This window comes from Steroidobacter sp. (assembly GCF_036402275.1).
Classification (GTDB): domain Bacteria; phylum Pseudomonadota; class Gammaproteobacteria; order Steroidobacterales; family Steroidobacteraceae; genus Steroidobacter.
Window position 1 is genome coordinate 89,004 of the sequence record NZ_DASWTF010000013.1, and the last position, 22,722, is coordinate 111,725.

Consider the following 22,722-nt stretch of genomic DNA (forward strand, 5'->3'; position numbering starts at 1 on the left):
GCACTCAAAAGAGGCGAAATTTGCCGCCGGTGGATTAAGCCGGTGCGCGTTCGCGTGCCATTGGCTCACTGGCTGCGGATGCCGACACTTGGTCAGGCCCGCACGATATTTGCACCATGTCTCGCATGGCTACATCCATAAAAGAGATGACCGACGGCGAGCAGCCGTACGAGGACGAGCGCACGGGTCTGACCAAGGAGGCGTTCAAGCATGCCTTCCTGGACAACCTGTTTTACGTGCAGGGGAAATTCCCCGCGCTGGCGACTCACAACGACTACTACCAGGCGCTGGCCTATGCGGTCCGCGATCGGTTGTTACAACGCTGGATCAGCACGGCGGCGGCCTATACCAAACAGGGCTCGCGCACCGTCGCGTACTTTTCGGCCGAGTTCCTGATGGGGCCGCATCTGGGCAACAATCTCATCAACCTCGGTATCTACGAACAGGTGCGCGAGGCCATCGCCGAGCTGGGACTGGATTTCGATACCTTGCTACGCCAGGAGGACGAGCCGGGCCTGGGTAACGGCGGTCTGGGCAGGCTCGCGGCTTGTTTCATCGATTCGATGGCGACGCTGGAAATTCCCTCGCTGGGCTACGGCATCCGCTACGAGTTCGGTATTTTTCATCAGGAGATCGTCGACGGCTGGCAGATGGAGCGCACCGACAAGTGGTTGCGCTTCGGCAATCCATGGGAAGTGCTGCGTCCGGAATGGGCCGTGGAAGTGCGGCTTGGCGGTCACACCGAACAATACCGCGACGAGCACGAGCGCCTGCGCATTCGCTGGGTGCCCGACAAAGTCGTGGTCGGCGTGCCTTACGACACACCCATTCTCGGTTATTGCAACAATACGGCGAACACTCTACGGCTCTGGAAGGCCGAGGCGCCCGAGTCGTTCGACTTCTCCACGTTCAATCGCGGCGACTATGGCGGGGCAGTCCGCCAGAAGGTGTGGTCGGAAACGTTGAGCAAAGTGCTCTATCCCAACGACGAGCAGATCCAGGGCAAGACGCTGCGACTGGAGCAGCAGTACTTTTTCGTATCCTGCTCGCTGCAGGACATGATGCGGATCATGCGCGTGCAGAAGCTGCCGCTCGAGCGCTTCCACGAGAAGTTCGCCGTGCAGCTCAACGATACGCATCCGGCGATCGCGGTGGCCGAGCTGATGCGCTTGCTGGTGGACGAGCACGTCATGCCGTGGGATCAGGCATGGTCGATCACGTGCAAAACGTTTGCGTACACCAACCATACGTTGTTGCCCGAAGCCCTCGAATGCTGGCCGCTGGAATTGTTCAAGCGCTTGTTGCCGCGGCACCTGGACATCATCTACGAGATCAATGCGCGCTTTCTCGACGAGGTGCGCATCCGCTTCTATGGCGACGAGTCGCGGCTCGCGCGGCTGTCGTTGATCGACGAGCATGGCGAGCGTTACGTGCGGATGGCGCATCTGGCGTGCGTGGGCAGTCACACCATCAACGGCGTCGCCGAGTTGCACTCGGAGTTGTTGAAGCACGACGTGCTCAAGGACTTCTACGACCTGTGGCCGCAGCGCTTCAGCAACAAGACGAATGGAGTGACGCCGCGGCGCTGGATGGCGCTGAGCAACCCACGGCTTTCCGGCCTGATCCACGAAGCCATCGGCGACTCGTGGGTGAAGAATCTCGATGAGCTGTCACGCCTGCAGCCACTGGCGGAGGACGCGGCCTTTCGCGAACGATGGCGCGCGATCAAGCACGCGAACAAGGTCGATTTCGCTGCGTTCGTGAAGGAGCGCACCGGTCTCGCCATCGATCCGCAGTCGCTGTTCGACGTGCAGGTGAAGCGCATTCACGAGTACAAGCGGCAGCATCTGAACATTCTGCACGTGATCGCGCTGTACCATCGGCTGCGCTCGAATCCCAACGTTGACATCCAGCCGCGCACCTTCATTTTCGGCGGCAAGGCCGCGCCGGCGTATCACATCGCCAAGCTGATCATCAAACTGATCAATTCCGTGGGCGACGTGATCAATCGTGACTCTGCGATCCGAGGTCAGCTGAAGGTGGTGTTCCTGCCGAACTTCAATGTGAGCAACGGCCAGCGCGTCTATCCGGCCACTGAGCTGTCGGAGCAGATCTCGACCGCGGGCAAAGAGGCTTCCGGCACCGGCAACATGAAGTTCTCCATGAACGGCGCCCTCACCATCGGCACCATGGACGGCGCCAACATCGAAATCCGTCAGGAGGTCGGGGCGGAGAACTTTTTCCTGTTCGGCTTGACTGCCGAGGAGGTCGCGCAGACCAAGGCGCGGGGGTATCGCCCGCAAGATCACCTCACGGCCGAATTGAAGGAAGTCATCGATCTGATCGGCAGCGGTTTCTTTTCACGCGGCGACACGGAGATGTTTCGTGGGCTGACGGACGGGCTGCTCTGGCACGATCCCTATCTGGTGTTGGCGGACTTCGAGTCGTACTCGGAGTGCCAGCTGCGTGTCAGCACGGCGTATCGTGATGTCGAGCACTGGAGCCGCATGTCGATCCTGAACACGGCGCGCAGCGGCAAGTTCTCATCCGACCGGACGATCCAGGAGTACTGCAGGGACATCTGGCACGCGCCCTCGGTGCCCGTGCGTCTACTGTCTCAGGAGGATGTCAAAGTCGGTTTCATGCAGTGAGCAGGCGCGCCGCGAATATCAGCCACATGACGGCGAGCACGATGCTGCTCGCCAGGAAAAGCTGAAAGCGTCGAATCACCACGTTGGATGTCAGATGCACGTAGGTGTGAGCGGCGCGCAGCGCGACGTAGCCCCACGCGCAGGCCAACAGCAATAGATTCGTGAGTTGCGTGATCGCCAGAAAGGCGCACAGCGCATAGAACAGCACCGGCACTTCGAACAAGTTGCGGAAGTGGTCGGAGGCCGCGACGTTCTGTAACGTTTCCTGCGCCTGCTTGGCGGAGGCCATCTGCTGCGGATGAATGCGCCGCGCGCGAATCTCGGCGATGCGGTCGATGTACAACCGCACGAACACAAAGCCGGTGAGGAAAGCGAGGGCGGTGGGAGGTAACAGGATCGCGTACTTGATCTGCATCGGTCCGTCCACCGCCAGCCTCCTCACATGACTTTCACTGGAATGCCAGCGATGCGCTTGCGCCACTCGGCGGGGCCGGTCTCGTGCACCGATTCGCCGCGCGCATCGACAGCAACCGTCACCGGCATGTCGCGAACTTCGAATTCATAAATCGCTTCCATGCCCAGATCGCCGAACGCCACCACGCGGCTGGAGCGAATCGCTTTGGACACGAGATAAGCCGAGCCGCCGACCGCCATCAGATAGGCCGCTTTGTGCTTGCGAATGGAAGCGATGGCTTCGGGGCCGCGCTCTGCCTTGCCGACCATCGCGATCAAGCCGGTCTTGCCGAGCATCATCTCCGTGAACTTGTCCATGCGCGTGGCCGTCGTCGGGCCCGCGGGACCCACGGCTTCGCCCTTCACAGGATCGACGGGGCCGACGTAATAGATCACGCGATTCTTGAAATCCAGGCCGGCGGGCAGCGGCTGACCGGACTCGATCAGCTGGCTCAGACGTTTGTGGGCCGCGTCGCGACCGGTCAGCATCTTGCCCGAGAGCAGCAAACGTTCGCCCGGCTGCCACGAGGCCACGTCTTCGCGTGTCAACGCGTCCAGGTTCACGCGGCGCGAGTCAGCAGACGCTTGGTACGTCAGCTTCGGCCACAACTCCAGATCCGGCGGATCGAGTTTCGCGGGGCCCGAGCCGTCGAGGACGAAATGCGCGTGGCGAGTGGCGGCGCAGTTCGGAATCACCGCGACCGGCAGCGAAGCGGCATGCGTCGGATAATGTTTGATCTTCACATCCAGCACGGTGGTGAGGCCGCCCAGACCTTGCGCGCCGATGCCGAGCGCGTTGATCTTGTCCATGATCTCCAGGCGCAGCGCTTCGAACTTGTCCTTCGGGCCGTGCTCGCGGACCTCGTGGATGTCGATCTCTTCGAACAACGCTTCCTTCGCAAGCACCATTGCCTTCTCGGCGGTGCCGCCGATGCCGATGCCGAGCATGCCCGGCGGACACCAGCCCGCGCCCATCTGCGGCACGGTCTTCACCAGCCAGTCGACGAGCGAGTCGGACGGATTCAACATCGTGAGCTTGGCTTTGTTCTCCGAGCCGCCGCCCTTGGCGGCAAGCGCGATATCCAGCTTGTCGCCGGGCACTACTTCCATGTGAATGACCGCGGGCGTGTTGTCCTTGGTGTTCTTTCTATCGAACAAGGGATCGCCGACGATCGAGGCGCGCAGCGTATTGTCCGGATGGTTGTAAGCACGGCGCACGCCTTCGTTGATCATGTCGCTCAACGACATGGTGGCGTCGGCCCACTGCACGTTCATGCCCACTTTCACGAACACGGTGACGATACCGGTGTCCTGGCAGATGGGCCGGTGGCCTTCGGCGCACATGCGCGAGTTCACCAGAATCTGTTTGATCGCGTCCCTCGCCGCCGCGCTTTCCTCGCGCTCGTAGGCGGCCGCCATGGCCTGGATGAAATCGGGCGAGTGGTAATAAGAAATGTACTGCAGGGCGTCGGCGACGCTCTGGATCACATCGTCTTGCTTGATGGTCGGCATGGTGGTGGCGGTGGCTGGCGAGACGGGGCGGAATCTACCATCCAGGTCCTGGCCGGGCCACCACGTGGTCCACGAATGCAGGTATCACCGGATGCGAAGGCCTGCCAGGCCCTGGACCCGTCGCAAATAGGCTTGCTCGTCCGGCGGCCGGCCGGCGCGCTGCGCTTCCCATAAGGCTTCTGCGAGGCACTCGATGATCTGATGTTCAGCGTCGTGCGGCGTGCCCGTACGCGCCGCCAATGCCTCAAACGCGGCCCGCATGCCGGGCGGCCGATCGGTGGCGATCTGGTCGCGGACCGCCAGGTGCAGGCCCATGTGCAGAAACGGGTTGGACTGGCCGCTTTCCGGGGTGTAGTCGCGGTCGAGCACGTCGTCCGAGCGCTCCAGCGCCGCCTGATATTCAGGGTGAAGCGCCACCACGTCGGCGATCTGCGCCTCGAGCGGCTCCATGGGCACGCCTTCGCGGTGCTTGCGCCAGGCGTCGAGGTACATCTTGCGGAGCTGGTCGCGGGACTGGGTGTCGAAGATCGGCATGCGGCGGATTCTAGCCTCTGCGGGATCCTCAGGGCAGCGTCAGATCAGGTACGGGCGCGTCAGGCGCGCCGATACTTCCCACAGCTTTGCCGCCATTGCCCGGTCTGTTTGATACGCGCTTTGCTGGGCCGGATTGCAGTCCGCGAAGTATTCGCCAGTGACATGCTTCAGGTTCGGATGGGCGGCGACGTAACAAACAGTGGCTGCGCCCTGCGCCGGCGTTTTCAGATTGGGAGGGAAGGCGCTGGCGGGCAGATCGCGACGGATGTTCGTGTCCACCGGGCCCGGACTGAGGCAGTTCGAGGTCGCGCGCGTGTTCCGTAGGCGCTGTGACAGTTCCAACGAGAACAGGCCGTTGGCCAATTTCGAGTGAGCGTAGGCTTTTTTGTGCCAGCCGCGACCGGACAGATCGTCGAACTGGATGCCACCTTCAGGCGCGTCGCGATGATTGCCGCTACCGACCGTCACGACGCGACCTTGTTCCGCGGCGATGACACGATCGAGCACTCGATTGGTGAGAATGAAATGTCCGAGATGATGCACGACGAATTGTTTCTCGATGCCATTCACCTGCTGCCAGTCGGCGAGGGTGATGCCGGCGTTGAGAATCAGCATGTCGATGTTCACATTCATGGCCCGGATCGCGTTCGCGCAGGCGACGACAGAAGCGAAATCCGTCAGCTCCAGGGCGACGGGGGTCGCTTTGCCCTTGACCTGGCCGCAGGCCGCTTTGCCCTTTTCCATCGTGCGCGCGGTGCCGATGACATGCGCGCCACGCAGTGCCAGCACGCGCATGGTTTCGAAGCCGATGCCGGAGTTGCAGCCGGTCACCACCGCAGTCTTGCCGGTCAGGTTCAATCCTGCTGTGACTTGCTCGGCGGTCGATGAGCGAGTGAATGAGGATGATGGCGTCTTAGCCCACGAGGGTATGGAGGCGTAGCTTGCGACGGCCGCAAGGGAGGCTTGTTGAAGAAAGGCACGTCGCTTCATGACACCGGGCACGCTGCGGCGATGTAAGTCTGATTCTTGATCACGGCGCCGGTGACGTTGCAAAAGCGCGCGTTGCGTTCTCGTTTGCTGTTGTCGTTGTCCAGCAAAAAACCGCCGGCGTCGATGGGTTTGTTTGCATCGGGCACGGCCACTTCGAAATGCAGGTGCTCGAGCATGGAGCAGCCGACCGTGCCTTCGTCGCCCAGATAGGTCCCGGCCTTGACGCGGTCGCCCACGCGCAGCTTGGCGCCCTGGCTGATCGAGCCCTGGCGCAGATGCGAATAGTTGGTCCACTCGCCGTTGTCATGCGCGATCCAGATGAAATTATTGCGGCAGTCGGCGGCGGCGCGGCCGCTTTGCTGCTCGCCGTAATTGTCCTGAATCGCCATGACCTGGCCGTCGGCCGCCGCGACGATCCGATACGGCGCCTTGCCTTCGGCGCCGGTCATATCGATGCGGCCGTAGGGCCGGTGCGTGCTCGCGTCGTCGAAGATCTTGATGTGAGTGCCGTCGGCGTAGGGCAATCGATAGACGCCGGCGCTGTCCGGAAGCGGCGGCGCGGTAGTCGCGGCGAGCGCGAGCGGCGCGGCGACAGTGATCGATAGCGCGAGTCGATAGTTGTGTTTCATGCGGTCCCTCGCGTTTTGACGGTTGATCGTGGACGGGACTTCTTGCGTGACCGAGCCGCAGCCTTGACGGGCGGCTTGGCGAAGATGCTGCGCTTTTCGCGTGGCTGCTCGGGCTGTGTCTTTTGTTTGTATTCGCAGAGATCGAGGATGACGCACTCCGGGCACTTTGGCTTGCGAGCGATGCAAGTGTAACGACCGTGCAGGATCAGCCAGTGGTGGGCGTCGTGCGCGTACTCCGGCGGCACCACTTTCAGCAAGTGATCCTCGACCATCCGTACATTGTCGCCGGGCGCGAGGCCGGTGCGGTTCGAGACGCGAAAGATGTGGGTGTCGACGGCGATGGTCGGGTGGCCGAAGGCGGTGTTCAAGATCACGTTCGCGGTCTTGCGGCCGACGCCAGGCAGGGCTTCCAACGCTTCGCGTGACTCGGGCACCGTGCCGCCGTGCTGTTCGACCAGAATCTTGCAGGTGGCGATCACGTTCTTCGCCTTGGTGTTGAACAGGCCGATGGTCTTGATGTAGCGGGACAGTCCCTCCACGCCGAGATCCAGGATGGCCTGAGGCGTGTTCGCATGCTTGTACAGCTCACGCGTGGCGAGGTTGACGCTCTTGTCGGTGGCCTGAGCGGACAGGATCACGGCGATCAGCAGCTCGAACGGCGTGGAATATTCCAGTTCGGTGGTCGGCTTCGGGTTGGCTGCTTTGAGGCGCTCGAAAATGGCGGCAATCTTTTTTCTATTCATGGTCGGTCAGCATTGCGGCGAGCCAGCCAGTTACGCGCGGCGATCAGCAGGCCGAGCGAAATGAACGCGCCGGGCGGCAGCATCGCGAGCAGAAAGCCCATGTCGACGCTGAACACATTGATCTCCAATCGTTCCGCCCAACTTCCTAACGCGGCCGCGCCGTTCAGGAGCGAGCCGCGGCCGACCAGTTCGCGGGCGAAGCCGAGAACGAGTAGCGTCAGGGCGATACCGACGGCGATACGTAAGCTGCGGGTGACGGCCTCCACGCGGCCGCGATCAGGCGCCCGGATGTGATCGACCACGACGATGTTTACTGCCAGCAGCGGCAGAAATACGCCGAAGGACTGGCCCAGATCATGGAACCAGGCGCGCATCAGCAACTCGGCCGCGGTCACGAGCCCGGCGGTGCCGAGCAGGCTGGCTGGCAGGACGATGGTCTCATCCAGCCATCGACGCATGCCGCCGAGCAACACCGTCGCTAGCGGCAGCAATAACAAAACGATGACGCTGAATCCGACGGCCTTCACGACGGTGTCGCTCACAGCGAGCAGCGGGCACAGCGCGAGCAATTGCACGGTGCTACCGAACGCAGCGCGCGTCGGTGCTTGCCGGCTCGCTGACGGCGCGATCGCGAGCGTGTCGATCGTATCGGGAGCTGGCGTACTCATTGCGGCTTGCCATCCTGATACAAGCGATCTTCGTTGCCCTGATAGAACTCCAGCGTGCGGCGCACTGCTTTTACGATGGCGCGAGGCGTGATGGTCGCGCCGGTGAAGGCGTCGAACTCGCCGCCGTCACGTCGCACGCTCCAGCGCTGTTGTGGCGGCTTGGTCAGTGACAGACCGCGAAACTTTTCCAGCCAGTCGGCATCGCGGTTCTCGAACGCGTCGCCGAGTCCCGGTGTTTCATTGTGGCGGATGACCCGCACCCCCAGCAGCTGTCCGCCCGGCGCGATCGCCACCAACAGTTCGAGCGGCCCGCGATAACCGTCTGGTGCGATGGAGCGGATCGCCACCGCGACCGGCAGGCCTGCCTTGCGCATGCGATAGGCCGTCACCGGAGCTGCCGTCCCGAGCAGATCGGGCGCAGTGACCTCCGTGATATCGAGGAGAGGATCGTTGTCGTAGCTCTGTGGCGAGACCAGCGCGTCCAGGTGCTCTTTGATCCACGCCTGCTGGTTGCGGGCGATCCGCTCGCGTGTGACATTCGCGATGACCACCAGACCCACCGTGAAAAAGGCCGCGACGATGGCCAGGGTCGCTATAGGAATAGCGATGGATCGCTTGTCAGCGGGCGTGGCCATAGATGCGTGGAATCGTATAACGATCGATCAGCGGCACGGAAAGATTCATCAGCAGCACGGCGAAGGCGACGCCGTCCGGATAGCCGCCCCACGTGCGGATGACGTATGTCAGCACGCCGATGCCGGCGCCGTAAATCAGCCGGCCCCGATCGCTGGTCGCCGCCGAAATGGGATCGGTGGCGATGAAGAACGCCCCGAGCAGACTCGCCCCCGAGGTGAGATGGAAGATCGGCCCCGCGTAGGCGCCGGGATCGACGACATACATCAAGGACGCGCACACGACGATGGCGCTGAGCATGGCGACCGGAATGTGCCAACGGATGATCCGTAGCGCGAGCAACGCGATGCCGCCAGCAAGCGTCGCCAGATTGATCCATTCCCAGCCGCGGCCGCCCAACGTGCCGAAGATGGGCGCTGCCTGCGCCTCGGCCATGGTCATGCCCATTTTCAGATTCGTGCGTAACGCATCGAGCGGCGTCGGCGATGTCACGGCATCCCACGTCAGCCGCGATGGCAACGAGCCAGTGAGTATGGCGCCGATGGTTTCGCCGACCGTGAGCTTGACGTGCTCGATGTCCATGCCGGCGGGCGGCAACCATTGCAGCAGCTGCACCGGAAACGAAACGAGCAACACCGCGTAGCCCACCATCGCCGGATTGAACGGATTGGCTCCGAGCCCGCCGTACAGATGTTTCGCAAGCAGGATGGCGAACGCCGTGCCGCTGACGATCAACCACCAGGGCGCGAGTGGCGGCAGGCACAGCGCAAGCAGCGTGGCTGTCACGATGGCGCTGCCGTCTTTCAAGAAGGGCTCGAGCGGCTTCCGTCTCAGCCGCAACGCCACCGCTTCGGTGACCAGCGCGGTTGCCGAGCCCAGCGCGATCTGCAGCAACAATCCCACGCCAAAGAATGCCACATGCAGGACGACCGTCGGCAGCAACGCATATAAAACGATCCGCATGACCCGACCGACACTGTCAGGCGCAACTACGTGCGGTGCCGGTGCGGTTGGGAAGATCATGAGGAGGACGGCTCGCTTTTGGGTCGTCGTTTTTCGGCGAGTTTCGCACGGTGCTCGGCTTCGAGACGTTCGAGTCGCTCGTTGCGGGCGTAGAAGCGCGCGCGGGCAGCGTCGGCGTTGTGGCGGCTGTCGAGCTCGCGGATCAGCAGAGGTTTGGATTCACGGAAGCGCTCGGCGAGCGGGATCTGACTCGGGCAGACGTAATCGCAGCAGCCGCATTCGATGCAATCGAGCAGGCCGTGGCGTTCGAGTTGCTCGCCATTGAACGGCTGCAGGTACCAATACAGCTGTTGGGGAAGCAGAAACGCGGGGCACACTTGAGAGCAGGCGCCACAACGAATGCAGGGCATCTCCGGCCCGCGCGGCTGCAGATCGAGGGCGGAAGCCGCGACGATGCAGTTGGTCGCTTTGATGACGGGCAGATCGTCGTGGGGCAGGGGTGTGCCCATCATCGAACCGCCCATAATGAGACGTGACATCCGCTCGGTGTAGCCGCCGCAATCGGCGATCAGGCTCGCGAAGGGAGTGCCGATGCGCGTTTCCAGATTGGTCGCATCACGCACCCCGTCGCCGGTGACGGTAACGATGCGGCTGACCAATGGCTGACGATCGCGAAGCCAGCGTGCGATGGCAGCGGCTGTGCCGACGTTCTGGCATACGACGCCGATGTCGGCGGGCAAGCCATCGTGCGGCACCTCGGCGTCGAACACGGTCGCGATCAATTGCCGTTCGCCGCCGGCAGGATAGATCGCCGGCACGACCCTGATGCGGATTCGAGAGTCGCCGGCTTTGTCGATGGCCTTGACTAGCGCAGCTTGCGCCTCTGGGACGTCGTCTTCGATGGCGATCGTGCAGTTCGGAGCACAAAGCGCATGTAACAGAGCCCGCGCGCCAAACACGATGTCCTCGGCGCGTTCGCGCATCAACACTTCATCGCAGCTGATGTACGGCTCGCACTCGGCGCCATTGAGCAACAACTGCGGACCGTTCTCGCACAGCGAGCTTTCGAGTTTGTTTGCTGTAGGAAAGGCGGCCCCACCAAGGCCGACGATGCCCCCGCGGGCGATGTGCTCGCAGGCTTCCTTGGGTGAGATTTGTTCGAATGACACGATGGCGGCGGCATTGTCGAACGGTTCGTCGCACCAGTCGTTCGCGATCACGATGCTCAAGGTGGGTGCGCCAAGACGATGAGGCGCTGGACGAGGCTCGATCGCAACGACTTCGCCCGAGGCGGGTGCATGTAGCCACGCGCTGATCCCCGGCGCGGGCTGTGCGATCGGTTGATACATGCGAACGTGCTCACCCACCTTCACCAGCGGCAGGGCGGGCCGCCCTGAATGCTGATCGAGCGGGATGACGTAATGCTCGCTGTGGCTTGCCGTGCGAATGTGATGTTTGGTGGATCGCTGCTTGTGAGCTTCGATCCGCAGGCCGCCGCGGAGTGCCTGGCTGCTGGTCATTGCATGACGCCCGGTGCGGGACGCATCACGATGCAATCGACGGGGCAGGGCGGAATGCACAACTCACATCCCGTGCAATCGGCGGCGATGACCGTGTGCATGTGACGTGAAGCGCCGACGATGGCGTCGACCGGGCAGGCTTGAATGCACTTGGTGCAGCCGATGCACGTGCTTTCGTCGATGACGGCCACGGCGGGATAGTCCGGCACGGTGCCGAATTCCTTCCCGACCGGCTTGGGCTCCACTCCCATGAGCCGTGCGAGCGCCTTGGCGGTGCGCTCGCCGCCGGGCGGGCACTGATTGATATCCGCTGTGCCATGCGCGATGGCTTCGGCGTAGGGGCGACAGCCTTCGAAGGTGCAACGGCGACATTGGGTCTGCGGCAATAGCGCGTCGATACGGTCCACCAGCGATATTTCTTCGACGTGCTTCGCCGTCGCCACGGTGGCGAGACCCGCCAATGTGGCTAGTAGGATGATGGTGACGAGCGCGGTGATCATCGCGAACGCGTCTATTCCTGGATCAGTCCAGTAAAGCCCATGAACGCCAGCGCCATGATGCCGGTGCTCACCAGCGCCAGCGGCGCGTCCCGGAACACACTCGGCACATCGGCTTGTTGCAACCGTTCATGCATGGCTGCGAACGCCAGCAAGAGAAACCCCAGAGCAGCGGCGGCCAGGATGGAGAATCCCACGGCGTCGAAGACGTTTTGCATGCGTGAATTCACCATCAGGGCCACGCCGAGCACCGCGGAGTTCGCTGTCAGCAGCAATGTGAATCCCGGGCGCTGGGGGCGCAAGCGACCGTCACGGCGCAGCACCAGTTCCACCAAAGGCACGACGATCAGCGCCACGACGACAAAAGCCAATGTTCGCAGATAGCCCAGATCGTTCGGCTCCAGCAGCAGCTTCGAGAGCGTCCATGTGATTGCCGCGACAGCGGGCACGGCGATCAGCGAGGCGACCGCCAACGCTTGCGCTCCTCGATACGTCCCGGTGACCGCCTCGAAAGGCCGCCATGACGGCATGCGCGTCAATGCCGTCACGTTTACGAGCACGGCACTGAGCAGGATGAGCAGGAGCGCGGACATGGTTTTGGCGGTGCCGCCGCGTTGCTATTTCACCTTCATGCCTGCGGTCGCGCCGGAGTCGGGCGACAGCAGGAAGATCTCTTTGCCCCCGGGGCCGGCGGACAACACCATGCCTTCGGAAGTGCCGAAGCGCATCTTCCGCGGCTTGAGGTTCGCCAGCACGAGCGTGAAGCGCCCGACCAGTTGCTCGGGTGCGTAGGCCGAACGGATGCCGGAGAAAATCGTGCGCTGACTGTCGCCCACGTCGAGCGTGAGCTTGAGCAGCTTGTCCGAGCCTTCCACCGCTTCGGCCGCGAGCACCTTGGCGATGCGCAGGTCGAGCTTGGTGAAATCTTCGATCGCGATTTCCGCCGCCGGAGCGTCGGCATCGGCTTTAGCTTCCGGCTTCGCCGGCGTCGTCGACGCAACGGTCGTCGCCTTGGCGGTCGGCTTCACTTCGGGCTCGCCCGTGTCGAACAGGGCGAGGAGCTGCTTGGGATCGACGCGCTGGAGCAGATGCTCGTACGCACCGATCTCATGACCTGCCGGCAGCCAGCTGTGCTGGCCCCAGCGCATCTGCGCATCGCTCAAACGCAGGAAACCCTGCACCTTGCGGGCGGTTTCAGGCAGCACGGGCGCCAACAGCACCGTGAGATACCAGAAGAAGTTCAGGCTGGTCGAGCACACCTGATGCAGCCGCTGCTCTTCGCCGGCGACTTTCGCCAGTTCCCAAGGCTTGGCCGAATCGATGTATTGATTCACGCGGTCGAGCAGCGTGCCGATCTCGCGCATCGCCTTGCCAAACTCGCGGCCTTCGTACAACTCGCCGATGCGGTCCCAGCATTCGCTGGCGCTCGTGAAATCCTGCTGCAGCTGTCGCGCGGCCGGATCGAGCGCGCCGAGCTTCCCGCCGAAACGTTTGGTGATGAAACCTGCGCAGCGACTGGCGATGTTCACGTACTTGCCGACGAGGTCCGAGTTCACGCGGGCGACGAAGTCGTCCGGATTGAAATCAATGTCCTCGACGTACGCATTGAGCTTGGCCGCGAGATAGTAACGCAGCCACTCGGGATTCATGCCGAGGTCGAGATAGCGGACGGGGCTCAGGCCGGTGCCCCGCGACTTGGACATCTTCGCGCCGCCCACCTGGATGAAGCCGTGCACGTAAACGTTGTCCGGAGTCTTACGACCGGCGAACTTCAGCATCGCGGGCCAGAACAGCGTGTGGAAATAGATGATGTCCTTGCCGATGAAATGGATCTGCTGGACGTCGTCCGCTTTCAGGAACTCGTCGAAACTGCGCAGCTCGCCGTTCGCTTTGGCTTTACCGCTGGTGAAATAGTTCTTGAGCGAGGCGAGATAGCCGACCGGCGCGTCCAGCCACACATAGAAATATTTGCCCGGCGCGTCCGGAATGGGAATGCCGAAGTAGGGCGCGTCGCGGGAGATGTCCCAGTCGCCCAGTTCCTGATCGCCCTTGCCGCTGAGCCATTCGCTGGCTTTGTTCGCCACCGACGGCTGCAAACGTTTGGTCCACTCGTTGAGGAACTCCACGCAGCGCGGGTCGGACAGTTTGAAAAAGAAATGATCCGAGCTCTTGCGCACCGGCTTGGCGCCGGACAGCGTCGAGTACGGGTTGATCAGATCGGTCGGCGCGTACACCGAGCTGCAGACCTCGCAAGCGTCCCCGTACTGATCCTTGGAGTGACAGTTCGGGCATTCGCCCTTGATGTAACGGTCCGCCAGGAACATGTTCTTCACCGGGTCGAAGAACTGCTCCACCGGCTTGCGATAGATCAGATCGCTGGCCTTCAGGGCGCGATAGATCTCCTGCGACAGCTCGGTGTTCTCGGCCGAGTGGGTCGAGTGCCAGTGATCGAAGCTCAGCAGGAAGCCGTTGAGCGAGCGCGGCCGGCCGGCGGCGATGCGCCCGACCAGTTCCTCGGGAGGGATGCCTTCGGCTTCGGCCTTGAGCATGATGGGCGCGCCGTGCGCGTCGTCCGCGCCCATCCAGTGGACCTTGTGGCCCTGCAGGCGCTGGAACCGCACCCAGATGTCGGCCTGGATGTACTCCATGATGTGGCCGATGTGGAATGGGCCATTGGCGTACGGCAGGGCCGTCGTGACGAAATAATTACGAGGTGCGGCAGTCATTTAGGCGCGGGAAGGCGGCGGCAAAGGAGCCGAATTATGCGCCAAACGGCTCCGGTATCGAAGTCACTTCGGCAACGAAGTGATTCAGCCCATGTCCTTGAACTGCTCGAACTTGGCCTTGTTGATGGCCTTCAGGTAGGCCGACTTGCCGCTGATGACGCCCTTGTCGAGCAATTCCTGGATGGCGCTGTCCATCAGGCGCATGCCGTGGGCCGCGCCGCTCTGCATGGCGTTCTCGAGCTGGTCGAGCTTGCCCTGGCGGATCAGGTTCGCCACCGCCGGGGTGTTCACCAGGATCTCATGGGCCGCGACACGGCCGGCCTTGCCGGCTTTGGGGATCAGCTGCTGCGAGATCACGCCTCGCAGCGAGGTCGAGAGCATCGCGCGTACGTGCGACTGCTTATCCGCGGGGAACGCGTTCACGATGCGGTCCACCGTCGGCGCGGCGCCGTTGGTGTGCAACGTGCCCATCACCAGGATGCCCATCTCGGCTGCCGTAACGGCAATGCTCATGGTCTCGTAGTCGCGCAACTCGCCGACCAGAATCACGTCCGGATCCTCACGCAGAGCGGAGTGCAACGCTTCGGCGAACGACGGGCTATGCGTGCCGATCTCGCGCTGGCTCACCAGGCAGTTCTTGCGCTGATGGACGAATTCGATGGGGTCTTCGATGGTGAGGATGTGGCCCTTCAGCCGCATGTTCATGTCGTCGATCATCGCCGCGAGCGTGGTCGACTTGCCCGAGCCGGTCTTGCCGGTGACCAGGATCAGCCCGTTGTTCACCTTACAGAGGTTGCGGATCGCATCGGGCGCGTTGAGCTGATCCAGCGTCAGCGCCTTGGACGGAATGGCGCGGCACACGCAGCCCAGGCCGTACAAATGCCGCATCACGTTGACGCGGAAGCGCGAGACGCCCGGAATGATGTAGGCGAAGTCGGCACCATGTTTCTCTTCGAGGCGAATCTGGGCCGCGCGAGGCATGATTTCGCGCAATGTTTCTTCGACGAACTGCGCAGTCAGCGGCTCCGGCCGCAGGTTGTGCAACTCGCCATACAAACGAATGCGCGGCGGATCGCCCGCGATGAAATGCAGGTCCGAGCCGTTCTTGCTCAGCACTTCCTTGAGGAATTCGTCGATACGACGCGGCACATACGTGCTTTGCGTCGCGGCTACGGCTTGGCTGGGTTCAGTGCTCATGATTAGCCGGGCGCCAGGTCGAGCTTGGGCAACACGCTGGTGTCGGTGACGAAGCGCGCGAACAGTTTCTTGTCGTTCGCGTACACGTAGGCGTCGTCGGGATCGATTTCCTTGGCCTGCACGTTGGCGAGCAGCGACTGGTCGAGCATCTGCATGCCCAGGTCCTTGCCCATCTGCAGCTGCGAGGGAATCTGGTGGGTCTGATCGGTCATGATCAGTTTGCCGATGGCGCGCGTCACCACCATGATTTCGCAGATGGCCTTGCGGCCGCGTTGGTCGGCGGTCTTCACCAGCACCTGCGTGATCACGGCGATCAGGCTGTTCGCCAGGAACGCCTTGGTCTGCTCGCGCTCGTCGGCCGGCAGCGCGTCGACGATACGGTCGATGGTCTTCACCGCGCCGGTCGTATGCAACGTGCCCAGCACCAGGTGTCCGGTCTCCGCGGCGGTCATCGCCCAGCGAATCGTGTCGGCGTCTCGCAATTCGCCGACCAGAATCACGTCGGGATCCTCACGCATGGCCGCGCGCACGCCCTCGGAGAAGGAGGGCAGGTGCGTGTTCAATTCGCGCTGGATGACCTGACTTTGTTTGCTCTTGTGCACGAACTCGATCGGATCTTCCAGGCTGATGATGTTCAGCCGCCGCGTCGAGTTGAGGTAATCGATCATCGCCGCCAGGGTGGTGGACTTGCCGGTGCCGGTGGAGCCGGTCACCAGGATCATGCCCTGATGGTTGTCGCACAGCTTTTTGACGATGGGCGGCAGCGCCAGCCGGTCGATGGTCGGCACATTCGAAGGAATCGCCCGGAAGGTCGCGCCGACGCCCGTTTCCTTGCGAAACACGTTGACGCGGAAACGGCCGCCCGTGGACGAGACATAGGAGAAGTCGACATCGTGGCCCCGCCGCAGCTGGTCCTGATTGCCGCGGCTCATGATCTCGACGATGTAGCCCTCGAGCTCCGACTGACTCAGATCGCGGAACTTGATGGGCAACAGGTCGCCATGCATCCGGAGCATGGGCGGCAGCCCGACGGCGAAGTGGATGTCGGAGCAGCCTTGGTCGGTGCCGAGCTTGAGGAAGGCGTCTATTCGGGCCATGCGAACGACATGCAGGTCTTTGAAATCCGTGGCGGGCTGCAGCCTACCGTGTAAAGCTGGGTGGCCGCCACTCGGATTCGGACTAGCGGGGCATGAGCGACGATCAGTGGTTACGGTGAGTCAAACCCCTAAACTACGTTAGGGGCGTCGCCGAGCGCCGACGAAGACTCAGGCCAGCGCCTGTTCCAGCGCCTGGCGCAGCTCGTCCATGCTCTGGTAGCGCTTGGCCTTGTCCACCGCCATGGCCTTGCTGACCAGCTCTGACAATGGCCTGGGCAGCTGTGGGTTGACCTCGATGGCCGACTTCGCCTTGCCCTGGACGTGCTGATACATGACCGACATGTGGTCGCCGCGGCTGTAGGGCGGCACGCCAGTGACCATTTCATAGAGGATCACGCCGACGCTGTAGATGTCGGCGCGGTCGTCGACCTTCTTGCCCAGGATCTGCTCGGGGGCCATGTATTTCGGCGAGCCGATGACATAGCCGGTCTTGGTGAGCTGCGTATCGCCTTCCTTCTGGGCGGCGGCCACGCCGAAGTCCACGATCTTGAGCAGTCCCTCGTTGTTGATGAGGATGTTCGCGGGCTTCAAGTCACGATGCACGATGCCGGCCTGGTGCGCGATGGCCATGCCGGTGCAGATATCGATGCCGTACTTGATGGCGCGCGGCAGGGGCAGCGGCTTTTCGTTGACGATTTCGCTGCCCAGGGTGTGCGACGGGAAGTACTCCATGGAGATGGCGTAGTTGCCGCGCATGTACAGGAAGTCATAAATGCGGATGACGTTCCGGTGCGTGATCTTCCGCGAGTAGCGCAGCTCGTGCACGAAACGTTTCATCATTTCTTCGTCCTGCGCCACGTTCGGGTTCAGGAACTTCAGGATCAGCCGCTCCTCGACCACCGTGTCTTCCATCAGCAGCACGGTGCCGAACGCGCCCTTGCCGATCTTCTCGATGAACTTGTAACGGCCTTCCACCACGTCGCCCGGCTTGAGCGTGCCGATGTCGAGCTTGGCCGTGGCGGCGGCAGCCTCTTCGGCCTTTTTGATCACCTGATCGACATCGCCGCGATCGATGAGCAGCGTGCGCGCCGGTTCGGCGGCGCCGGTCTTGCCGGTGCGAGCCGGTTCAATGTGAGTGCGGCCGGCCTTGATGGCCGCGGCAACAGCCGTGCTCGAGTAGCGCAGGTCGATATCTTCGATGGCGCGAACCGCGGCGTGCTCTATGGTGGGATCGTTGGTGCCGGATCCCGCCGCTTGAATGTAGCTGCGCACGGCGTCGGCGCGTTTGTCGTCGGCGAGGCGGGCGAGGGCGTTGATGACCTCGACTTTGATCTCTTTCTCGGGCCGATCGAGCAGAGTCACCAAGGATTCGATGACACGCGTGTCGCCCAACTTCCCGAGCGCGCGCGCCACCGTTGGCAGTGAACGCGTGTTATCGGTCTTCAGCAGATCGATCAGCGCGGGCACGGCTTTTTTGCTGCCGATTTCCGCCAGCGCGTCGACGGCGCGCTCGCTGACCCACCAGTCCTTGTCCTTGGTGGCTTCGATCAGGAAGTTGACGGCGCGCTCGTCCTTGGTCTGATTGAGGATTTCGATGGCGGCGCGGCGCACGTCTTCGTCCTCGTCGCGGATCAGCTCGATCACCGCGTCGACGACGCGTGGACCGCCGATCTTGCCGAGCGCGTCGGCGGCGCGAGTGCGCACCCACCAGTCGTCGTCCTTGATGACCTGGAGCAAATGTTTGATGTCGTTGGCGGTGCCGAGATGGTTCAGCACTTCCACGCCGGCGCGACGTGCGTACTCGTTCTCGTCCTTGAGCACGTCGATGAGGTGAGTCATCGTGTCCGGATCCTTGGCGCGCACCACCACGTCGATGGCGCGGTTGGCCACTTCCAGGTCCGGATCGCGCAGCAGCTGACAGATCGGGCCGATGTTCAGCGGGCCGTCCATTTTCGACAGCGCATTCAGCGCCGCCTGCCGAATCATCTTATTCGGATCGCGCAGCTGCGTTTGGATGGCCTGCGACACCTCGGGGCGGTTGTAGCGAGCCAGGATGTTGATGATGTGAATGCGCGCGGTCGCGTCCTTGCCCTCGATCCGGCTGATCAGCTCGGGCAGCGCGGATTCGTCCGCCAGCTCGCCGATCAGGCGGAACAGAGCGGCCTTTTCGTTGGCGTCCTGGCTGTAGGCGTGCTGGAGCAGATCGCGCACCGTGAAGCGGCCTTTCTGGGCGGCGATCACCTCCAGGATGGTCGGCTTGGGCATGTCGTCCCGGCCGAGCAGCTCGATCAGCAGGTTGGCGCTGTAGTTGCGGCTGGCGGTGAGCGCCTGGCCGATGGCCGCGATGGTGCGGGGACTGCCGTCGGCCATGCCCTGCACCAGGATGGGAAAGCTCTTGTTGTCGATCAGCTGGGTGAGGATGTCCACATAAGACGCGGTTTCCTTACGGTCCGCCACCGCCAGCGCGTCGAGAATCTTGGGAATGGCGCCCGGGCCGACCTTGACGAGCTTCTGAAGCGCTTTCTGTGAGTCCGGATGCAGCGGGTCCCCAATCCCGCGGATCTCGGCGATCAGGCGCTCGGCTCTGAGATCGGAAAAAAAACTCATCGAGTATTCCGGTATCCGTTTCTTAGTGGCGCAGCTGCCGTGCGCGTCGAATATTGCCGCGCATTATGCCACGGCTGGCGTGCAGCTACTTCAGGTCGGGCATTTGCCCTCGCCGATGCGCCCCTGTCAATGATCGGTCGGAAGGTCATTTGAGGCAGCCTTAATCCGCTACAATCCGCGCCCCGAGCGGCGGTTGCCGTGTTTTTCGCCGGTCCCTGAACGGCAATTCGATGAGTTCCGATACCACTGTGCATGAAACTGAGCTGCGTGAGCTGCTGGGCAGCTACGTGGATCCTTACCTCGGTCTGACGCTCGAGCGCGCCGGAACCCTCAAAGCCGTGCAGATCGGCAATGGCGATGCGGCCGTGAGTGTCGAGCTGGGCTTTCCGGCCGGCCAGTACGCGAGCGAGCTCGCTGCCGAGCTGGAGCGCCGGGCGCGGTCGCTGGGCTGGCTGAAGCAGGTGAAGATCGATGTGAGCTGGCGCGTCGCCTCGCATACCGTTCAGAACAATCTCAAGCCCATCCAGGGAATTCGTAACATCATCGCGGTCGCCTCGGGCAAGGGTGGTGTGGGAAAGAGCACCACCGCGGCCAATCTGGCCCTGGCCCTGGCGCACGACGGCGCCGCCGTCGGCCTGCTCGACGCCGATATCTACGGCCCCAGCCAGCCGCAGATGATGGGGCTCAGTCAGGAGAAACCGACCAGCCCCGATCAGCGGACCATGTTCGCCCCCGAAGCTTATGGCATCAAGGTCATGTCCATCGGCTTCCTGGTCGATGTGGAGCAGCCCATGGTCTGGCGCGGGCCGATGGTCACGCAGGCGCTGGTGCAATTACTGGAGACCACCCGCTGGGGCGAGCTGGACTATCTGATCGTCGATATGCCGCCTGGCACGGGCGACACTCAGCTCACCTTGTCACAGCGCGTGCCGGTCAGCGGCGCGGTGATCGTGACGACGCCGCAGGACATCGCGCTGCTGGATGCTCGCAAGGGTTTGCGAATGTTTCAGAAGGTCGCGGTGCCGGTGCTCGGCGTGGTCGAGAACATGAGCACGCACGTGTGCTCGAACTGCGGCTTCGAGGAGCACATCTTCGGCGCGGGCGGCGGCCGGCGCATGGCCGAACAGTATGGTGTCGAGCTGCTGGGCGAGCTGCCGCTGGATATTCGTATTCGCGAGCAGGCCGATGGCGGCCGGCCCACCGTGGTCACGGAGCCGGACAGCAAGCTCGGTCGTGCGTATATCGATTTTGCCCGGCGGACGGCGGCTCGTCTGGTGGTGGCTGGCTTGCAGCCCGCGGCGGCGTTCCCGAACATCTCGGTTGAAGACACCTGAGCACCGTTCGGTCCCCTTTATTCGTTCCTTTATTTGTCAGTCACTGCATAAAACATGAGCATCAAGTCCGATCGCTGGATCCGTCGCATGGCCGCTCAGGGCATGATCGAGCCGTTCGAAGCAGGCCAGGTGCGCACCGCCAGCCACGGGAAAATCATTTCGTACGGCACCTCGAGCTACGGCTACGACGTGCGCTGCGCGAACGAATTCAAGATCTTCACCAACATCAATTCCACCATCGTGGATCCGAAGGACTTCGACTCGAAGAGCTTCGTCGACGTGACGTCGGATATTTGTATCATCCCGCCGAATTCCTTCGCGCTCGCCCGCACCGTCGAGTACTTCCGCATCCCGCGCAACGTGCTCACGATCTGCCTCGGCAAGTCCACTTATGCCCGCTGCGGCATCATCGTGAACGTCACGCCGCTCGAGCCCGAGTGGGAAGGCCACGTCACCCTCGAGTTCTCCAACACCACCACGCTGCCCGCGAAGATCTACGCCAACGAAGGCGTCGCGCAGATGCTGTTCCTCGAGTCCGACGAAGTCTGCGAAACCTCATACAAAGACCGCGGCGGCAAATACCAAGGCCAAAAAGGCGTCACCCTCCCGCGCGCCTGATTCACCGTCGAGACGTCCCCAAGGAAGGGTGACGTCTATGATGACGAACGACGAGGACTCTCACGCCATCGCCAACGATCCGGAACAGGAAGTGATAGGGAAAGCGTGGCAGGTTGACGCGGCGTAGCTCGCGTCCCTGATTCCGGTACGTGAGAGGTGCTTCGAGCGCTTTTAGAAATGTCGCGCGAAGCTCGGCATGAAATTCTTCTGCGAGATTAGGGCCGCCGAGGCCCTCGTAGTGGCTGATGATCCGAAGGGTGTCCGAGGCGACGTTTGGATGAAACGTCAGCCGCATTAGTCACGGCGGCGGTTTTTGATCGCGGCGTCCAGTTCTTCGAGCGAAATAGCCCGTGCCGTGCCGCTTTCCAATTCGGCATCGCGCCGCAGCGCTTCAGCCGTACCTTCATCCTCGTCGGTCAGCACGCTGGGCAGTGAAGCCAGCAGATTGGCAACGAGCTGCGCGCGTTGCTCATCGGGCAACCTCATCAGCATGTTCGTCAGCTCGTTCATAGCGATAGCCATGGGCCGAGTATAGACAAGTCGGCATGAAGCGCCAGTCGTGGCTACGACCACGTCCCATGTGGGTTCCGCGCATCTCGCGCGCGGTGGCGCGCGTAACCGCGCTATTGAACCGACTGCAGCACCATCACCGTTTCGACCTTGCCTTTGCGCACTTGTTCGGCGCGGGCGGCGAGGTATTCCCGGCCTGGGATGAGCCAGAAGCGGGATTGGCGGTTGGAGCCCTGGCGGGTGCTTTCGTAGAGGACGGTGTCGAGTTTGCCGAGTTTGGTGTCGATCGACGCCGTTTCTTTTTTCACGTAGCTGTAGCGTTTGACCCGGTTGTCGTCGATGAGGGGGATGTCGCCGGGTTCTTCGCCGCGGAGCAGAGAGGTGACGACGTCGATTTGAATCGACAGGCGATCCTGCAGGCCGGCTTCCAGAGGCAGCTCGATGTTCTCGCCTTCGATGACGCCGGTCGCGAGGTTTCTATTCCAGTCGAAGTGCAGCTTGCCGTCCTTGGACGTGCCGGACTTGCCGTCGTCGAGTGACCAGTCGATGGGGCGCACGCCGTCGGGGCCGATTTCCATCACGCTGCGTTCCACCGCGGCGCTGCTGATGACGAAGCGCGCGAGCATCGAGGGATCGGCCGTCGTCTCGTACGTGTAGCGGCCAGTCGCATCGTCGCGCGACAGCTTGAATGTGAGCTGTCCGGCGCGCATGCCGCGATATGTGACTTCGTAGGTGGCAGTAAAAGGTTTGGGGAAGATGCTGTCGGCCCCCGCGGCGGTTCCGAACAACAGCGTCGCGAGCAAGCACGTGATCAACTGTGTCAGCCGCCGCATCCAGTAC

The 22,722-nt window shown here is 62.7% G+C and carries 22 protein-coding genes; 3 read left to right on the forward strand and 19 right to left on the reverse strand.

Features of this window, described 5'->3' with window-relative positions; translation table 11 throughout:
• Positions 1-125 precede the first annotated feature (125 nt).
• Complete coding sequence (locus VGD45_RS05185) at positions 126-2,651, forward strand: glycogen/starch/alpha-glucan phosphorylase (RefSeq protein ID WP_331154205.1); 2,526 nt, start codon at positions 126-128, stop codon at positions 2,649-2,651.
• Here the strand turns inward: VGD45_RS05185 and VGD45_RS05190 are convergent.
• The 16 genes from VGD45_RS05190 to VGD45_RS05265 form a co-directional block, all read right to left on the reverse strand.
• Entirely contained in the window at positions 2,641-3,078 is a 438-nt protein-coding gene (locus tag VGD45_RS05190) for an MAPEG family protein (RefSeq protein WP_331154206.1), read from the reverse strand. The genes VGD45_RS05185 and VGD45_RS05190 overlap by 11 nt on opposite strands.
• A gap of 11 nt (positions 3,079-3,089) precedes the next feature.
• Positions 3,090-4,616 carry a fumarate hydratase gene (locus VGD45_RS05195; protein ID WP_331154207.1) on the reverse strand — a complete coding sequence of 509 codons (1,527 nt, stop codon included), beginning with the start codon at positions 4,614-4,616 and terminating at the stop codon, positions 3,090-3,092.
• A gap of 84 nt (positions 4,617-4,700) precedes the next feature.
• Positions 4,701-5,150: a DUF1841 family protein gene (locus tag VGD45_RS05200; protein ID WP_331154208.1), complete on the reverse strand. Its 450-nt coding sequence runs from the start codon at positions 5,148-5,150 to the stop codon at positions 4,701-4,703.
• 39 nt (positions 5,151-5,189) lie between these two features.
• On the reverse strand, positions 5,190-6,140 hold the full coding sequence (locus VGD45_RS05205; protein WP_331154209.1) for an SDR family NAD(P)-dependent oxidoreductase: 951 nt from the start codon (positions 6,138-6,140) through the stop codon (positions 5,190-5,192).
• Complete coding sequence (locus tag VGD45_RS05210) at positions 6,137-6,769, reverse strand: M23 family metallopeptidase (protein ID WP_331154210.1); 633 nt, start codon at positions 6,767-6,769, stop codon at positions 6,137-6,139. Before VGD45_RS05210 ends, VGD45_RS05205 begins: the two co-directional genes overlap by 4 nt.
• On the reverse strand, positions 6,766-7,512 hold the full coding sequence (gene nth / locus VGD45_RS05215; RefSeq protein WP_331154211.1) for an endonuclease III: 747 nt from the start codon (positions 7,510-7,512) through the stop codon (positions 6,766-6,768). The genes VGD45_RS05210 and nth overlap by 4 nt, the downstream gene beginning before the upstream one ends.
• On the reverse strand, positions 7,509-8,180 hold the full coding sequence (locus tag VGD45_RS05220) for an Rnf-Nqr domain containing protein (RefSeq protein WP_331154212.1): 672 nt from the start codon (positions 8,178-8,180) through the stop codon (positions 7,509-7,511). Before VGD45_RS05220 ends, nth begins: the two co-directional genes overlap by 4 nt.
• A complete protein-coding gene (gene rsxG, locus VGD45_RS05225; protein ID WP_331154213.1) occupies positions 8,177-8,815 on the reverse strand; it encodes an electron transport complex subunit RsxG in 639 nt (212 codons plus the stop codon). Before rsxG ends, VGD45_RS05220 begins: the two co-directional genes overlap by 4 nt.
• Positions 8,799-9,836 carry an electron transport complex subunit RsxD gene (gene rsxD, locus VGD45_RS05230; RefSeq protein ID WP_349263217.1) on the reverse strand — a complete coding sequence of 346 codons (1,038 nt, stop codon included), beginning with the start codon at positions 9,834-9,836 and terminating at the stop codon, positions 8,799-8,801. Before rsxD ends, rsxG begins: the two co-directional genes overlap by 17 nt.
• Positions 9,833-11,296: an electron transport complex subunit RsxC gene (gene rsxC, locus VGD45_RS05235; RefSeq protein WP_331154215.1), complete on the reverse strand. Its 1,464-nt coding sequence runs from the start codon at positions 11,294-11,296 to the stop codon at positions 9,833-9,835. The genes rsxD and rsxC overlap by 4 nt, the downstream gene beginning before the upstream one ends.
• Positions 11,293-11,796, reverse strand: coding sequence for an electron transport complex subunit RsxB (gene rsxB / locus VGD45_RS05240; protein ID WP_331154216.1), 504 nt, complete (start codon positions 11,794-11,796; stop codon positions 11,293-11,295). The genes rsxC and rsxB overlap by 4 nt, the downstream gene beginning before the upstream one ends.
• An 11-nt stretch (positions 11,797-11,807) precedes the next feature.
• Positions 11,808-12,386, reverse strand: a complete 579-nt coding sequence (locus VGD45_RS05245) for an Rnf-Nqr domain containing protein (RefSeq protein WP_331154217.1) — start codon at positions 12,384-12,386, stop codon at positions 11,808-11,810.
• Between the two features lie 24 nt (positions 12,387-12,410).
• Positions 12,411-14,519 (reverse strand): methionine--tRNA ligase, encoded by a 2,109-nt coding sequence (gene metG, locus VGD45_RS05250; RefSeq protein WP_331154218.1) that lies wholly within the window; start codon positions 14,517-14,519, stop codon positions 12,411-12,413.
• A gap of 84 nt (positions 14,520-14,603) precedes the next feature.
• Positions 14,604-15,716, reverse strand: a complete 1,113-nt coding sequence (locus VGD45_RS05255; RefSeq protein WP_331154219.1) for a type IV pilus twitching motility protein PilT — start codon at positions 15,714-15,716, stop codon at positions 14,604-14,606.
• Positions 15,717-15,718: 2 nt separating this feature from the next.
• The gene (locus VGD45_RS05260) at positions 15,719-16,813 is read right to left on the reverse strand and encodes a PilT/PilU family type 4a pilus ATPase (protein WP_331154220.1); all 1,095 of its coding nucleotides are present in this window, start codon (positions 16,811-16,813) and stop codon (positions 15,719-15,721) included.
• A 168-nt stretch (positions 16,814-16,981) separates the two neighbouring features.
• Positions 16,982-19,420 (reverse strand): protein kinase domain-containing protein, encoded by a 2,439-nt coding sequence (locus VGD45_RS05265; protein ID WP_331154221.1) that lies wholly within the window; start codon positions 19,418-19,420, stop codon positions 16,982-16,984.
• A 230-nt stretch (positions 19,421-19,650) separates the two neighbouring features.
• On the opposite strand from VGD45_RS05265, the gene apbC reads away from it, so the two are divergent.
• The gene (apbC, locus tag VGD45_RS05270) at positions 19,651-20,754 is read left to right on the forward strand and encodes an iron-sulfur cluster carrier protein ApbC (protein WP_331154222.1); all 1,104 of its coding nucleotides are present in this window, start codon (positions 19,651-19,653) and stop codon (positions 20,752-20,754) included.
• Between the two features lie 54 nt (positions 20,755-20,808).
• Positions 20,809-21,372 (forward strand): dCTP deaminase, encoded by a 564-nt coding sequence (gene dcd, locus VGD45_RS05275; RefSeq protein ID WP_331154223.1) that lies wholly within the window; start codon positions 20,809-20,811, stop codon positions 21,370-21,372.
• Position 21,373: 1 nt separating this feature from the next.
• Here the strand turns inward: dcd and VGD45_RS34055 are convergent, their stop codons facing one another.
• The 3 genes from VGD45_RS34055 to VGD45_RS05285 form a co-directional block, all read right to left on the reverse strand.
• Positions 21,374-21,667 carry a type II toxin-antitoxin system RelE/ParE family toxin gene (locus VGD45_RS34055; RefSeq protein WP_349263218.1) on the reverse strand — a complete coding sequence of 98 codons (294 nt, stop codon included), beginning with the start codon at positions 21,665-21,667 and terminating at the stop codon, positions 21,374-21,376.
• Positions 21,667-21,882, reverse strand: coding sequence for an addiction module protein (locus VGD45_RS05280; protein ID WP_331154224.1), 216 nt, complete (start codon positions 21,880-21,882; stop codon positions 21,667-21,669). The genes VGD45_RS34055 and VGD45_RS05280 overlap by 1 nt, the downstream gene beginning before the upstream one ends.
• Positions 21,883-21,995: 113 nt before the next feature.
• A complete protein-coding gene (locus tag VGD45_RS05285) occupies positions 21,996-22,715 on the reverse strand; it encodes a DUF3108 domain-containing protein (RefSeq protein WP_331154225.1) in 720 nt (239 codons plus the stop codon).
• Between the last annotated feature and the right edge of the window lie 7 nt (positions 22,716-22,722).